Annotated in this window: 12 protein-coding genes; 7 read left to right on the top strand and 5 right to left on the bottom strand. The window is 62.6% G+C overall.

Going from position 1 to position 13799, the window contains the following annotated elements:
• Positions 1–5 precede the first annotated feature (5 nt).
• Together NXT3_RS12030 and NXT3_RS12025 are read left to right on the top strand one after the other, a co-directional pair.
• Positions 6–392, top strand: coding sequence for an ACT domain-containing protein (locus NXT3_RS12030; protein ID WP_037415654.1), 387 nt, complete (start codon positions 6–8; stop codon positions 390–392).
• 208 nt (positions 393–600) lie between these two features.
• Complete coding sequence (locus NXT3_RS12025; RefSeq protein ID WP_104839399.1) at positions 601–2109, top strand: Do family serine endopeptidase; 1509 nt, start codon at positions 601–603, stop codon at positions 2107–2109.
• 41 nt (positions 2110–2150) lie between these two features.
• On the opposite strand, the gene NXT3_RS12020 is transcribed toward NXT3_RS12025, so the two are convergent.
• Together NXT3_RS12020 and serB are read right to left on the bottom strand one after the other, a co-directional pair.
• A complete protein-coding gene (locus tag NXT3_RS12020) occupies positions 2151–2723 on the bottom strand; it encodes a GNAT family N-acetyltransferase (RefSeq protein ID WP_104839398.1) in 573 nt (190 codons plus the stop codon).
• On the bottom strand, positions 2720–3607 hold the full coding sequence (gene serB / locus NXT3_RS12015; RefSeq protein ID WP_104839397.1) for a phosphoserine phosphatase SerB: 888 nt from the start codon (positions 3605–3607) through the stop codon (positions 2720–2722). Before serB ends, NXT3_RS12020 begins: the two co-directional genes overlap by 4 nt.
• Here serB and miaA point away from each other — a divergent pair.
• Complete coding sequence (gene miaA, locus NXT3_RS12010) at positions 3606–4517, top strand: tRNA (adenosine(37)-N6)-dimethylallyltransferase MiaA (protein WP_104839396.1); 912 nt, start codon at positions 3606–3608, stop codon at positions 4515–4517. The two genes, serB and miaA, sit on opposite strands and share 2 nt — an antisense overlap.
• An 11-nt stretch (positions 4518–4528) precedes the next feature.
• On the opposite strand, the gene NXT3_RS33080 is transcribed toward miaA, so the two are convergent.
• On the bottom strand, positions 4529–4960 hold the full coding sequence (locus NXT3_RS33080) for a DUF6841 family protein (protein WP_179864729.1): 432 nt from the start codon (positions 4958–4960) through the stop codon (positions 4529–4531).
• A 454-nt stretch (positions 4961–5414) separates the two neighbouring features.
• The gene (locus NXT3_RS12000) at positions 5415–7385 is read right to left on the bottom strand and encodes an ATP-binding protein (protein ID WP_172900186.1); all 1971 of its coding nucleotides are present in this window, start codon (positions 7383–7385) and stop codon (positions 5415–5417) included.
• A gap of 267 nt (positions 7386–7652) precedes the next feature.
• Here NXT3_RS12000 and NXT3_RS11995 point away from each other — a divergent pair, with 267 nt between their 5' ends.
• From NXT3_RS11995 to ilvN, 3 genes are all read left to right on the top strand, one after another.
• Positions 7653–8993, top strand: coding sequence for an Ig-like domain-containing protein (locus tag NXT3_RS11995; protein WP_104839394.1), 1341 nt, complete (start codon positions 7653–7655; stop codon positions 8991–8993).
• 242 nt (positions 8994–9235) lie between these two features.
• Positions 9236–11014, top strand: coding sequence for an acetolactate synthase 3 large subunit (locus NXT3_RS11985; protein WP_104839393.1), 1779 nt, complete (start codon positions 9236–9238; stop codon positions 11012–11014).
• A 23-nt stretch (positions 11015–11037) separates the two neighbouring features.
• Complete coding sequence (gene ilvN, locus NXT3_RS11980) at positions 11038–11610, top strand: acetolactate synthase small subunit (RefSeq protein WP_012708543.1); 573 nt, start codon at positions 11038–11040, stop codon at positions 11608–11610.
• A 212-nt stretch (positions 11611–11822) separates the two neighbouring features.
• Here the strand turns inward: ilvN and NXT3_RS11975 are convergent, their stop codons facing one another.
• Positions 11823–12668, bottom strand: coding sequence for an aldo/keto reductase (locus NXT3_RS11975; protein WP_097538115.1), 846 nt, complete (start codon positions 12666–12668; stop codon positions 11823–11825).
• A gap of 516 nt (positions 12669–13184) precedes the next feature.
• On the opposite strand from NXT3_RS11975, the gene NXT3_RS11970 reads away from it, so the two are divergent.
• Entirely contained in the window at positions 13185–13778 is a 594-nt protein-coding gene (locus tag NXT3_RS11970) for a LysE family translocator (protein WP_097538116.1), read from the top strand.
• The last annotated feature ends 21 nt before the right edge of the window (positions 13779–13799 follow it).

Below are 13799 nucleotides of genomic sequence, written 5' to 3'. Positions count from 1 at the left end.
GCGAAATGCCACATACACTGCTGATCCGGTTGGTCGATGCCGAATATGCAATTACCCGCCTGACTATCGGGTCCGCTATTCCGGAGTGGCTGCCCGGGCCAGGGTTTTGGACCGTTTCGAGTTCGCGCGAGGAGATGACGCTCGTCTGCCGTGCCGCCCGTGTCCCTTCGAGCGTCCAGAGCTCGCTTGGCTGGCGCTGCCTCCGCATCGAACAGCATTTCAGCTTCGACGTGCCGGGGGTCCTGTCTTCCGTGCTCCGCCCGCTTTCGGCGGCCGGTGTCGGCGTCTTCGCCAATTCGACCTTCAGCACCGACTATGTCTTCGTTGCCGGTTCCGATCTCGAAAAGGCGGTACAGGCGCTGAAGGAGCACGGCCACGAAATCACCAGCTGATCCGCCGAAGATCAGGAAATCGTGTCTGGACGCTCCGGAAAACCGCCGTATCTTCAACAGAAGATCGTTTGCTGCGCGAAGCAGCCGCGGCAACGCCTTGCGGCAGTGGTATAATTCGCCGAAACGAATGGGAAGGGATCACGTGGTGACCGCGGACGAGCGGAGTCCGTGGACCGTGTGGCGCAACGGAATACAGGAGCACAGCGACTTGTCGAAACGACCCAAGATCTTCCGCGGCCTGGTGTTGGCGGCTGCGACGGCACTGCTCTTTTCCAATACGGCTCTTGCCGAAACGGCGCTGCCGCGGCCGGCGGCCGGGCCGCCCTCGGTCGCCGATCTCGCCGAAAGCCTGCTCGATGCCGTGGTCAACATCTCCATCTCGCAGAACGTCAAGGCCGACGATGACAATGCGCCGATGCCGCAGGTGCCGGAGGGTTCGCCGCATCAGGAATTCTTCGACGAATTCTTCAAAGGGCAGGGCGGCGAGGGCGGGCGCCCGCGTACGGTCAACTCGCTTGGCTCCGGCTTCATCATCGATCCGTCCGGCTATATCGTCACCAACAATCACGTCATCCAAGATGCCGACGATATCGAGATCAATCTCTCCGACGGCACGCGGCTGAAGGCGAAGCTGGTCGGCAACGATACCAAGACCGATCTGGCGGTGCTGAAAGTCGAGCCGAAGAAGCCGCTAAAGGCGGTGTCCTTCGGCGATTCACGAAAGATCAGGATCGGCGATTGGGTCATGGTCGTCGGCAACCCCTTCGGCCTCGGCGTGTCCGTCTCCGTCGGCGTGGTTTCGGCGCGCGGCCGCAATATCAATGCCGGACCCTATGATAGCTTCATCCAGACCGATGCCGCCATCAACCGCGGCAATTCCGGCGGGCCGCTGTTCAACATGCAGGGCGAGGTGATCGGCATCAACACCGCGATCCTGTCGCAGACCGGCATGTCGGTCGGCATCGGCTTTGCGGTGCCGACCGAGCTTGCGATGAACGTCGTCAACCAGCTCAAGGAGTTCGGCGAGACGCGGCGCGGCTGGCTCGGCGTGCGCATTCAGCCGGTCACCGACGATATCGCCGAGAGCCTGAAGATGGACGCGCCGCAAGGAGCGCTGGTTTCCGGCATCATCGAGGGAGGCCCGATTACCAAGGGCGAGATCAAGGCGGGCGACATCATCATCCGCTTCGACGGAACGGCGATCGGCGAAATGCGCGATCTCATGCGTGCCGTCGGCGAAAGCCCGGTCGGCAAGGCCGTCGAGGTCGTAATCATCCGGGACGGCAAGGAGCAGACGGTGCGCGTGACGCTTGGTCGACTCGAGGATGGCGAACACCTGGCGGCCGCCGGAGCTGGCGGGGAACTGAAAAAAGAGAGCGCCAAGCCGAGCGAGCCGCCGGCCGCCACGTTGCCGGCGACGGACGTCGTCCTTGGCATGAAGCTCGCGGTGCTCGACGCCGATCGCCGCAAGAGCTTTGGCATCGCCGAGAATGTCAGCGGCGTCGTCGTGACCGAGGTCCAGCCGAACTCGCCCGCCGCCGAGCGCCGCGTCGAGGCGGGAGACGTCATTGTCGAGGTCGGTCAGGAGGCAATGGACTCGCCGGAAGACGTCACCTCCCGCGTCGGCGAACTGAAGGCCGACGGCCGCCGCAACGCATTGCTGATGATCGCCAGCAAGACCGGCGAGCTGCGTTTCGTGACGGTGCGGATGGAGTAGCGAGGCCCAGTCTTCGAGCTTGCCGGAGAGGGCGCGGGAAATCAGTTCGGTGTCTTTGCGCCCAGCCTCCATTCGTCCGCTGTGATCGTGTAAAGCACGTGGCGCTTCAGAGGCTGATGCGTGTGGGGCACGCCCGGATGATCGAAGTCGCGAGATGGGTCCGGCCGCATGCCGATGCGCCTCATCACGGCGATCGACCGGGCATTCGTCGCCACCGCGAAGGAGACGATCTCGCCGAGATCCCTTTCACCGAAACCGAGGTCTACAAGCGCCAGCGCTGCCTCGGTGACGTAGCCTTTGCGCCAATAGGAAACGGCAAGGCGCCAGCCGATTTCGACTGTGCCGTCGGGCAGATGCGGCTCAAGATGGGTGCGGGCCAGCCCGCAGAAGCCGATCGGCACGTCGCCGTCGCGCAGCGCAAGCGCGAAGAAGCCGAAGCCCGTCTCGGCGATGGTGCCGGCATTGCGGTCGAACAGCGCATCGGCCGCCGCCCGGTCACGTCGAAACGGAAAAAATTCCATCACCTTCGGATCGCTGTTGATCTCGGCGAAGAGATCGCGATCGCCCTCGCGCCAGTTGCGGATGATGAGGCGCTCGGTCTTGCCGATGATCACGTCACAAAATCCGTCTTGCGATAGCCCTGGAGATAGAGGAGGGCGGAGAGATCGCCATGATCGATCCGGATCTTCGCCTGTTCGGCAACGACCGGCTTGGCGTGCAGCGCCACGCCGCTGCCTGCAAGCTGCAGCATGCCGAGATCGTTGGCGCCGTCGCCGACGGCGATCGCGTCCGCCGTCGAGATGCCGAGCCGTTCCGTGATGTCGATCAGCGCGTCGACCTTGGCTTGCTTGCCGAGGATCGGCCGGGCGACCTCGCCGGTCAGTGCTCCGTTCTCTTCCAGAAGCTCGTTGGCACGGTTTTCATCGAAGCCGAGCTTTTCGGCGATCGGACCGGTAAAAACGGTGAAGCCGCCGGAAACGAGCGCCGTATAGTGGCCCTTTGCCTTCATGGTGGCGATCAGCTCGCGTCCGCCGGGCGTCAGTGTGATGCGCTTGGCGATCACTTCGGCAATGACCGTGGCCGGCAAGCCTTTCAGGAGCGCCACGCGTTCGATCAGCGCCGGTTCGAAGGCGATCTCGCCGTTCATGGCGCGGGCAGTTATCGCGGCAACCTTTTCCTTCAGCCCGACTTCCGCGGCGAGTTCGTCGATGCATTCCTGGCCAATCATGGTTGAATCCATGTCGGCGATGAGAAATTTCTTTCGGCGCGTCTCGGCATCCTGCACGGCGACGTCGACGGCGGCTCCATCCATCGTGTCCCGCAGCCGCGCTTCGGCTTCAATTGGATCCGTGCCGTCCTTTAGCGCAAGGTCGCAGGCAACGCCATCGGCCAGCCAGTAAAGCCCTGATGCCTCAACGGCTGCGGCCGCCGCCTCAGCCAGCGCGGGGGTGAGAACGGGATTTGACGGATTGGCGATAAGCGTGGCAACGAGAGCCATGATGAAAAACCTTGAACGAGATCTGGACGCGATCCTGATAACCGGGCCGACCGCCAGCGGCAAGTCCGCGCTTGCGGTGGCGCTGGCGAAGCGGCACGGCGGCGTGGTGGTCAATGCCGACAGCATGCAGGTCTACGATACCTTGAAGGTGCTGACCGCGCGTCCCGACGAGCCCGAGATAGGCGGCATCGCGCATTTTCTCTACGGCCATGTGCCGGCCGGGCGTCTCTACTCCACCGGCGCCTGGCTGCGGGACGCCGAGGTCTTGGTCGAGAGACTGCGCGGCGAGGGCAGGTTGCCCGTTTTCGTCGGCGGCACGGGCCTCTATTTCAAGGCGCTGACCGGTGGGCTGGCGGACATGCCCGACATTCCGCCGGCGATCCGGCAGCGGCTGCGACAGCGGCTGACGGTCGAAGGGGCTGCCGCACTCCACGCCGAGCTCGAGCGCAGCGACAGGCAGGCGGCGGCACAATTGCGGCCTGAAGACGGCCAACGGATCGTCCGCGCACTCGAGGTCGTCGAGGCGACCGGCAAGCCGATTCGTCACTATCAGCAGATGCGCGGCCCGGTGATTGTCGATCCGGACCGAGCCCGGAAAATCGTCGTACTGCCCGAACGGTCGCTTCTTCACAGCCGGATCGATCGGCGCTTCGAGGCGATGCTCGCTAGCGGCGCGGTCGAGGAGGTGCAGGCGCTCCTGGCGCTGAAGCTTTCGCCGGACATGCCGGTGATGAAAGCAATCGGCGTGCAGCAGATCGCCGCGATGCTGAGGGGCGAGATGAGGGAGGCGGAGGTGATCTCCACGGGCGCGGCGGCGACCCGGCAATATGCCAAGCGCCAGATGACCTGGTTCCGCAACCAGCTCGATGACAGCTGGCAGCGGATCGCGCAGCCAGACGAAGTTCTCTAGGCGCGTTTCGCTCAGCCGATGCCGTGTTCCCGGAGCACGGCCTCTTCGTCGCCGCTCACCCAGCCGAAGATCTTCGGCTCTCCATTGCGCAGCTGGACAAGATAGTGGACCTCGAAATCGATGACTACATCGGGTCGCCCATCGGCCTCATAGACGGACCGCCAGTCGACGCGGACGAGCGAATGCAGCGGGTCGATCGGCGTTGTCTTGAGGTCGCGGATCTTCAGCTCCTTCGTGCCGATTTCCCTGTAGCGGGCGTAACCCTTTTCCATCGACGCTTTGAGGCTCTGGTCGTTCTTCCCCGCCATGACGCCCGCCGGTGAGGCGGCGATGAAATCGGATGCGAAGGCGAAGGTCGTCTCGGCTACGTCCATTTCCCTGGCGAGCACGCGGTTTGCCATGCTCTCGTAGCGATTGAAAAAGCTACGAAGGATTTCATCCATTGCGTTCTCCTGTCGCGGCGCCGTGCCCGGTTGGTTTGCCGAGGGATCGATCGGCGTCTGCTGGTGCTGAACCAGCCGCCACGCCTTCCCGGTTCGTGCATAGGTCGAGGTGCAATAGGCCGCATAGGGGGCATCGGAGTCGCGTCGGGCGTCGACCCTGTAGGCCAATACGAGGACGCTGTCATTCGGCCGAGCGCTCCTCCGCTCCGTCATCTCCACGTCCAGCCAGCGCGGCGCGCCATCGAGAGCCCGGATGATTTCCACCCCGCCGAGGATGCCCACCGGAGCAAAGGCCATCAGGCATTCGTCGTCGAGCAGTTGCTGGTACGCGCCGGCACCTTCGAGCCACAGTCCGCGTTCCCGTTGCCAGGCCTCTCGCTCGTCCATTGCAGCCTCCCGTCCTGTTGCTGCGCGTTCTATGGCAACAACGTCGGAGGTCGCGATCCGATCCCTGCTATTTGCGGATGATGCTTCCGAGAGGGCGCTTCAGCAGGCTCTCGCGCAGCGATCCCGAGGTTGCGGAGGCCGAGAAGCCGCGCTCCGGCACTGCCGGCGTGTTCAGCATTCGCGCGGCGTCTTTTTCCGCCTGCCCGGAGAGGATCTGGTCGCGGATCTGGTTGAAGCGTTCAAGCTGCGGATTGGTCGGCTCGGACCCGCGCGGCAACATTTCGGGCCGATAGGATTCAAGCGCGGACGTGGAGAAATCGTCGCGCAGATCCATCGGCTCGACTTCGTCGGGCGCATCGCCGGTACGATCCTCATAGGGAACCGCCAGGTTGCTTTGGGCGGCAAGATAGCTTTGCTGAAAGCTCGAAATGTCCGGCCCGTTCATGGCGCGCATGCGGCTGACGATCGAACGAAGGTCGACGACCGGCGGCTGATCCTCGTCGACCTTGTCGATGATGCCGTGGGCGCGGGGAAGCCTCGCCTCTTCGACCCGGCCGAAGCGCATGCGCATCGGCACTGCCACGGCCTCGCCGAATGCGATCGCCTCACCGTTGCCGATCGAGGAAATGAAGCTGGTGGTCGACATCGACGAATTGGAAATCGCCGAGCGGATGATTTCCTGGTCGCGGTCGTTGGCGAGCCGCATGGCAAAGACCGTCGAGCATTGCGACAGAATCGTCGGATCGAGCTCGCCCGGGCGCTGCGTGATGATGCCGAGCGACACGCCGTATTTGCGGCCCTCCTTGGCAATCCGGGCGATCGCCTGGCGCGTCGGCAGGAAGCCGAGCGTCGGATCGGCGGGCACGTAGCGGTGCGCCTCTTCGCAGACCACCAGCATATGGATGCCGCCATTGCTCCAGAGGCCGATTTCGAACGCCATGCGGCAGAGCACCGAGGCGACCGAATTGACGACCTCGGACGGAATGCCGGCGAGTTCGAAGGTGGCGATCGGCTTGCCTTCGCCCGGTATACGGAAGATCTTGGCGATCGTGTCCTGGATCGTGTCGGTGATCGTGTTCGACGAGAACATGAAGTGATAGCGCGGATCGTTGATCGCCGAGACGATCTTCACCTTCAGCGAGCGCAAATGCGGCTTGTCGTTGCGGCCCTCGAGCCGGCCGATGCGCTCGTCGATCATCGCCAGCAGATCGGCGATGCGGTAGGGGACCGGCGTGTCCGCGGTGATCGAGCTTTTTTCGGTCTGACGGCGCATTAGGCCGGACTCGCCGCCCTTGAAGGCCTTCTTGGCATCCGGGATCACATCGCGCAGGATATCGAGCTCTTCGGGCACGGGCGGCCGACCGCGAAAGAGGACTTCCGCGAATTCCTCGAGGCGGAAGAGCCAGAACGGCAGGTCGAGCGTATCGGTCTCGATGACCACCGCACTCTCCGGAAAGGCGGCCGCGAACTCGTTGTGAGGATCGAGAATCAGGACGCGTAGCTTCGGATCGGCGGCAATCGCCTTGTTGAGCAGCAGTGTGACGGCCGTAGACTTGCCGACGCCGGTCGTGCCGACGATGGCGAAATGCTTGGCCAGCATCGAGGGCACATGGATGGTGGCATCGAGGCTTTCGTCCTGCGTCAGCTTGCCGATGACGCAACTGTCCGCCTGCCGGGAATCATAGATCCGCGCAAGATCGGCTGCACGGATCCGGTGCGCGATGGCGCCGAGATAGGGATAGCGGCTGATGCCGGCTGAGAACTCTTCCTGTCCGTCGGGGCGCTTGAAGACTTCGCCCATCAATTCGACCTCGATGCGGAAGGTGTTGTTGGTCTCCTCGCTCCATTCTTCGGCCGCGGTCTGCATGGAGCAGACCAGAGCGACGATCCGGTTTGTGCCGACTGAGATCGAAATCAGCCGACCGACCGACCAGAGTTCGGTGAGGGAGGTCTCGCCCCCCTCGGCCACGGCTGCGATGGTTGCGCGCGAGCCGTTGCACGCGACGACCCGCCCGAGGAAACGGTTCCCCGGCTTCATGCCGTCGCGGCGGTCCTGTTCTCCGGCGCTGATCGGAGCTTGAGTTTCACTGTTGAGCAAGACACACCTCGGCTAACAGCGTTCCAGAATAACGAAACGATTTTAATAAGTGGTTGCGCACTATGGGGCGCCCTTCAGGTTCAAACGGCTCACAATGAACTTCGCTCGCATCCCTAAGCATTGAGGGATGTAGCCACGAATGGCTCGTGTTATCCACGGAATGGACCGCGCAGCCATTCATTTCTCCGCGTCGACGAGGGGGAAGCCATGCCGAGCTTGAGCAATGGGAGCGAGTTGACCGTCTGGGAGGACCTCGACAATCAAAGCCCTGATGCGGTCCTCTTCACGATAACGGCATCGAATGGGGATGTTCTCGGCCCCGTCGGCGCACGCGCGGATTACCCTTTCGGTTCGATTGAAGTGGCTTCGATCGACGTGTTCGACGGGTTCTTCACGATCACGACTTTCACCCATGACGGCAGGACCGAGGTCGCAACGACGATAGAGACCCTCGTCTTCGACAACGAGGGCAATTACATTCGCAGCTTGTCTGATCAGGCCGCTTATCTTTCGGCCCAGATCGTGTCAGTGACCGCGGAGAGTCCCGACGACATCACGGTGACCTGGATCGGCGCAAATCAATACTTTGGCGGCGAAAACACGCAATACGGCCAACACCAGATCATCCTGCGGGATGGCGCGCTGCACCTGGACAGCTTCGTCAACCATGTCCCCGTAGCGACCGATATGAACTTCACGCTTCTCCCTGGCCAGTCCCTCGACGACGTGGCCTTTAGTGCGGCGGACGCCGATTTCGATCTGCTGGCCTTCATCGTCGTGGAGGGGCCGGCCCATGGCACGCTGGAACAGGAGACGCGCTACGAAAGCGGCTACTATCCATTCCCCCAGGGTGAATACGGGGGCAGCCTTCACTTTCATCAGGATTTCCTCAGTGGAAACCTGTTCGACTACACTCCCCAGGCGGGTTTTCTCGGGACCGACAGGTTCACCATCTACGTCACCGATGGTCAGGGAAACAGCAATCTGGCGACCATCACCATAACGGTCACTCCGCCCGCGCAATCGATCATACTGACAGATGCCGCCGAGAAGATCAGCTATCAGGCATATGATCACCCTGTGCTGGTCGTCGCCGCGGGCGGCAACGACCGGATCGCGGGTAGCCGGTTCGACGATACACTCGAGGGCATGGCGGGCAATGACAGGCTGAATGGCGGCGCGGGCAACGACATCCTCAGCGGCGGCGTCGGTCGCGACAAGCTGATCGGGGGGGAGGGAGCCGATACCTTCCTGTTCGACGTTGCCCCGGACACGGCAAGCTGCGACCGCGTCCTCGACTTCTGCGCGGCCGATGACCTGTTCAGGCTGGACGCTGCTGTATTTGCGGCGCTCTCGGTAGGCACGCTGGACAGTGAGACCTTGGCTTTTGGCAAGGCTGCGTCCCACGAGGACGACCGGATCGTATATGACCAAGCTCGTGGGGAGCTATTTTACGATGCGGATGGCACCGGGGGCGCAGATGCCGTTCGGTTCGCCATCGTGAGCCGTGGCACTTCGCTCGCCGCAGAGGATTTCCTTGTGTTCTAAGGGTCCGGTCCGGGAAGGACGTCCGTTAAATCGGCGTTGACGGGTCACGGTTTTCTGTTTATCAAATCGACCCATGAAAAATTTCGCGGTTATTCTTGTGGTGGGACGGCGCATGGGCAGGATGGTGTAACCATCCGGCGGTAGCCACCCATGCGCTGAACGAGGCTCCTGATGGGGCCTTTTTTTATGTCCTCAAACAAGCTAATCACCCCAAGCCTTACAAAAGGGACGGAAGCAGGCCAATGAGCGGAACTGAAAACCAGATGACAGGGGCGGAGATCGTTCTCCAGGCCCTGAAGGACAATGGTGTCGAACACATCTTCGGCTACCCGGGCGGCGCCGTGCTTCCGATCTACGACGAAATTTTCCAGCAGGAAGAGATCCAGCACATTCTCGTCCGCCATGAGCAGGGCGCCGGCCACATGGCCGAGGGCTATGCCCGCTCCACCGGCAAGGTCGGCGTCATGCTGGTCACCTCCGGTCCCGGCGCCACCAATGCGGTCACGCCGCTCCAGGACGCGCTGATGGATTCGATCCCGCTCGTCTGCATCTCCGGCCAGGTTCCGACCCCGTTGATCGGCTCGGATGCCTTCCAGGAATGCGACACGGTCGGCATCACGAGGCCCTGCACCAAGCACAACTGGCTGGTCAAGGACGTCAACGATCTTGCCCGCATCATCCATGAGGCGTTCCGCATCGCCCAGTCCGGTCGTCCGGGTCCGGTCGTCGTCGACATCCCGAAGGACATCCAGTTCGCGACCGGCACCTACACGCCGCCTTCCGCCGTGCCGACGCAGAAGAGCTACCAGCCGAAGACCCAAGGGGACCTCAAGAAGATCGAGGAAGCGGTCGCGCTGATGAAGTCGGCGCGCCAACCGGTCATCTATTCCGGCGGCGGCGTCATCAACTCCGGGTTGGAGGCGGCGCATTTCCTGCGCGAGCTCGTCGACCTCACCGGCTTTCCGATCACCTCGACGCTGATGGGCCTCGGCGCCTATCCGGCCTCCGGCAAGAACTGGCTCGGCATGCTCGGCATGCACGGCACCTACGAGGCCAACATGGCGATGCATGACTGCGACGTCATGATCTGCATCGGCGCCCGATTCGACGACCGCATCACCGGCCGCCTCAACGCCTTTTCGCCGAACTCCAAGAAGATCCATATCGATATCGATCCGTCCTCGATCAACAAGAACGTCCGGGTCGACGTTCCGATCGTCGGCGATGTCGGCAACGTCCTCGAAGACATGGTCCGGCTGTGGCACGCGGCGGCAAAGACGGTCGACAAGGCACGGCTGAACGATTGGTGGGGGTCGATCGCCAAGTGGCGGGCGCGCAATTCGCTTGCATATACGCCGAGCGACGATGTCATCATGCCGCAATATGCGATCCAGCGGCTCTATGAGCTCACCAAGGACCGCGACACCTATATCACCACCGAGGTCGGCCAGCACCAGATGTGGGCGGCGCAGTTCTTCGGCTTCGAGCAGCCGAACCGCTGGATGACGTCGGGCGGCCTCGGCACCATGGGCTACGGCTTCCCGGCCGCTGTCGGCGTCCAGGTGGCGCATCCGCAAAGCCTCGTCATCGACATCGCCGGCGATGCATCCATCCAGATGTGCATCCAGGAAATGTCCTGCGCGGTCCAGTACGGGCTGCCGGTCAAGATCTTCATCCTCAACAACCAGTACATGGGCATGGTCCGCCAATGGCAGCAACTGCTGCACGGCAACCGGCTGTCGCATTCCTATACGGAAGCGATGCCCGACTTCGTCAAGCTGGCCGAAGCCTATGGCGGCGTCGGCATCCGTTGCGAGAAGCCCGGCGAACTGGACGACGCGATCCGCCGCATGATCGACACGCCGGTGCCGGTGATCTTCGACTGCCGCGTCGCCAACCTCGCCAACTGCTTCCCGATGATCCCGTCCGGCAAGGCGCATAACGAAATGCTGCTTCCCGACGAGGCGACGGACGAGGCGGTTGCCAATGCCATCGATGCCAAGGGCCGCCAGCTCGTCTGAGGATAAGGATTAGGAACAAGAGAATGAGCGCACATCTTCAACCGACGGGCTCCGCCTATTTCATCGCCAAGGAGACGGAGCTTGCGGAGACGCACACGCTCTCCGTCCTCGTCGACAACGAGCCGGGCGTGCTGGCCCGCGTCATCGGCCTCTTTTCCGGCCGCGGCTACAACATCGAAAGCCTGACGGTCTCCGAGACCGAGCACGAGGCGCATCTGTCGCGCATCACCATCGTCACGCGCGGCACGCCGCACGTGCTGGAGCAGATCAAGAACCAGCTCGAGCGGCTCGTGCCGGTGCACCGCGTCGTCGACCTCACCGTGCGCGCCGCAGGGCTTGGCCACGACCGGCCGGTCGAGCGCGAGCTGGCGCTCGTCAAGGTGCACGGTTCGGGCGAGCACCGGGTGGAGGCGCTGAGACTTGCCGATGCCTTCCGCGCTTCGGTCATCGACGCCAATATCGATCACTTCGTCTTCGAGATCACCGGCAAGCCTTCGAAGATCGAGCAATTCATCGCAATCATGAAGCCGCTCGGTCTGATCGAGGTCTGCCGCACGGGCATTGCCGCAATGAACCGCGGCCCGCAGGGGATGTGAGGGATTGCGCACCTTTGGTGCGCGCCCCGCCCCAACCCCTCCCCACAGGTGGGAGGGGCTTGGCGCCCGCGGCGCGCTCCTGCAATTTCAGTCGCTTTGTGCTCGCTGCAAAGGCCAGGAATTAATTACCGCAGAGGGCGCGGCAGGTTAAGCCCCTCCCACCTGTGGGGAGGGGCATTCTTCCTTTTGGGCAGGGCTATCTTCCTGTGTTCTCAAATCACCTCCAGCCGCATCTTCCGTCTTGGCGGCGGGAAGATGCGATCGAGTTCGGCGAGGTTTTCCGCCGTCAGGTGAATATCCATGGCGTCGCGGTTTTCGCGGGCGCGCTCGGCAGAGCCGGTCTTCGGTATGGAGATCACGCCGGCGCGGGTCTTTAGGAAGGCGAGAGCGACCTGAGCGGGGGTCGCCTGGTGCGCCTTGGCGATATGAACGAGGTCCGCATCGTGGAGCAGGCGCCCTTCGTCGAGCGGCGAATAGGCCATGATCGGCACGCTGCGGTCGCGGCACCAGGGCAGGAGGTCGTATTCGATGCCGCGGCGGCCAAGGTTATAGAGCACCTGGTTTGCCGCGACGCTGCCGCCGCCCGGGACCGATATCAATTCCTCCATGTCGTCGACATCGAAGTTCGAAACGCCCCAGGCGACGATCTTGCCGTCCCGCTTCAACTCCTCGAAAGCGGCGAGGGTTTCGGCGAGCGGATAGCCGCCGCGCCAATGCAGCAGATAGAGATCGACGCGGTCGGTGCCGAGATGGCGGAGGCTACGCTCGCAGGCGGCAATGGTGCCCGAGCGGCTGGCATTGGAGGGCAGCACCTTGCTGACGATGAAGGCTTCGTCGCGACGGCCGCGGACCGCCTCGCCCACAATCCGCTCGGAGCCGCCGTTCCCGTACATTTCGGCCGTGTCGATAAGCGTCATGCCGAGATCAAGCCCAATCTGGAGGCTGCGGATTTCGTCGGCAGCCGTGGTGCGGTTCTCGCCCATCCGCCAGGTTCCCTGACCGAGGACCGGAACCTTGCGCCCATCCGGGAACGTGGTGGTCGGGATAGGATCGTGCATGACATGCGCCCTCGCTCGCTTCTGACAATGACAAAATGGCACCCGGGCGGAAAAAGTCCATGATCTGCGGGCGACAGGAGACCTGATTGAAAATTTCGTCCAATGCCTTGCGAAGACCACATTGTCTCACGACAGGCGGCTCATCGATGTTGATCGGCGACGTTCTTTATTGCGCCAAGGCACGATGTCGCTGGGTCCTCCCGAGTTTGGTTGCCTTTCGGAGGCGCAAGGCGGGCCATTTCGGTGCGGGACATTCGTTCAACAGATGTCATCTCCCTGCCTTTGACCACGGATGTACCGGCATCGGCAGGTCGAGATGATGAGGAAGGTCGGGTTTTCACCCGGCCTTTTTTGTTGCCTCCTACCGACGTATCGGGCGATTCATCGCTTCCGGTTTTGTAACCATGACAAGATTTGACTGGTCTTTGGATTTAGGTCAGCTAGGCTGACCTAAATTTCCAAAATGCGGAACGTCGCTGCCGACGACCGTCTCGAACAATGCCTTGGGAGAAATGCATGCAAGCCGATACGCTTCTGGCGTTGTTCCTGTTCGCCTTCACGACATCGATCACGCCCGGCCCGAACAATATGATGCTGTTTGCCTCGGGCGTGAATTTCGGCTTCGCCCGTACGATCCCGCATATGCTCGGGATCGGTAGCGGCTTCTTCCTGCTGTTGATTGCGGTTGGCCTGGGCCTTGGCGCGCTGCTTCACTCCGTGCCGCTTCTCTACACCGGGCTGAAGTTCGCCGGTGGCGCCTATCTCGTCTGGATTGCATGGAAGATCGGATCCTCGCGCTCGCTTGGCGAGGGCAAGTCAGGGGCTGCGCCTTTGACTTTTCTCCAGGCTGCCGCCTTTCAATGGGTCAATCCGAAAGCCTGGGTGATGGCTGTCTCGGCCATGGCCACTTATACCAGTGGCGAACGCTATCTCGCGAGCGTGCTCGTCGTCGGCCTCGTCTTCGCGCTCGTTAACGTGCCGAGCGTCTCGACCTGGGCAGGCTTCGGCTCGGCGCTGAGGCAATGGCTCTCCGAGCCGGCGCGGCTCAAATGGTTCAACATCACCATGGCCGTGCTGCTCGTCGTCAGCCTCTGGCCGATGCTAAAGTAGAGTAACTCTTGAAATATCGAT

This window comes from Sinorhizobium fredii (assembly GCF_002944405.1).
GTDB lineage: Bacteria > Pseudomonadota > Alphaproteobacteria > Rhizobiales > Rhizobiaceae > Sinorhizobium > Sinorhizobium fredii_C.
This window is presented reverse-complemented; position numbering and strand designations above follow the sequence as displayed.

Excerpts from the sequence above, each read along its gene's own strand:
- NXT3_RS12030 (WP_037415654.1), top strand. The coding sequence starts at position 6 with ATGCCACATACACTGCTGATCCGGTTGGTCGATGCCGAATATGCAATT.
- miaA (WP_104839396.1), top strand. The coding sequence starts at position 3,606 with ATGATGAAAAACCTTGAACGAGATCTGGACGCGATCCTGATAACCGGG.
- serB (WP_104839397.1), bottom strand. The coding sequence starts at position 3,607 with ATGGCTCTCGTTGCCACGCTTATCGCCAATCCGTCAAATCCCGTTCTC.
- NXT3_RS33080 (WP_179864729.1), bottom strand. The coding sequence starts at position 4,960 with ATGGATGAAATCCTTCGTAGCTTTTTCAATCGCTACGAGAGCATGGCA.
- NXT3_RS12000 (WP_172900186.1), bottom strand. The coding sequence starts at position 7,385 with ATGAAGCCGGGGAACCGTTTCCTCGGGCGGGTCGTCGCGTGCAACGGC.
- NXT3_RS11995 (WP_104839394.1), top strand. The coding sequence starts at position 7,653 with ATGCCGAGCTTGAGCAATGGGAGCGAGTTGACCGTCTGGGAGGACCTC.
- NXT3_RS11985 (WP_104839393.1), top strand. The coding sequence starts at position 9,236 with ATGAGCGGAACTGAAAACCAGATGACAGGGGCGGAGATCGTTCTCCAG.
- ilvN (WP_012708543.1), top strand. The coding sequence starts at position 11,038 with ATGAGCGCACATCTTCAACCGACGGGCTCCGCCTATTTCATCGCCAAG.
- NXT3_RS11975 (WP_097538115.1), bottom strand. The coding sequence starts at position 12,668 with ATGCACGATCCTATCCCGACCACCACGTTCCCGGATGGGCGCAAGGTT.
- NXT3_RS11970 (WP_097538116.1), top strand. The coding sequence starts at position 13,185 with ATGCAAGCCGATACGCTTCTGGCGTTGTTCCTGTTCGCCTTCACGACA.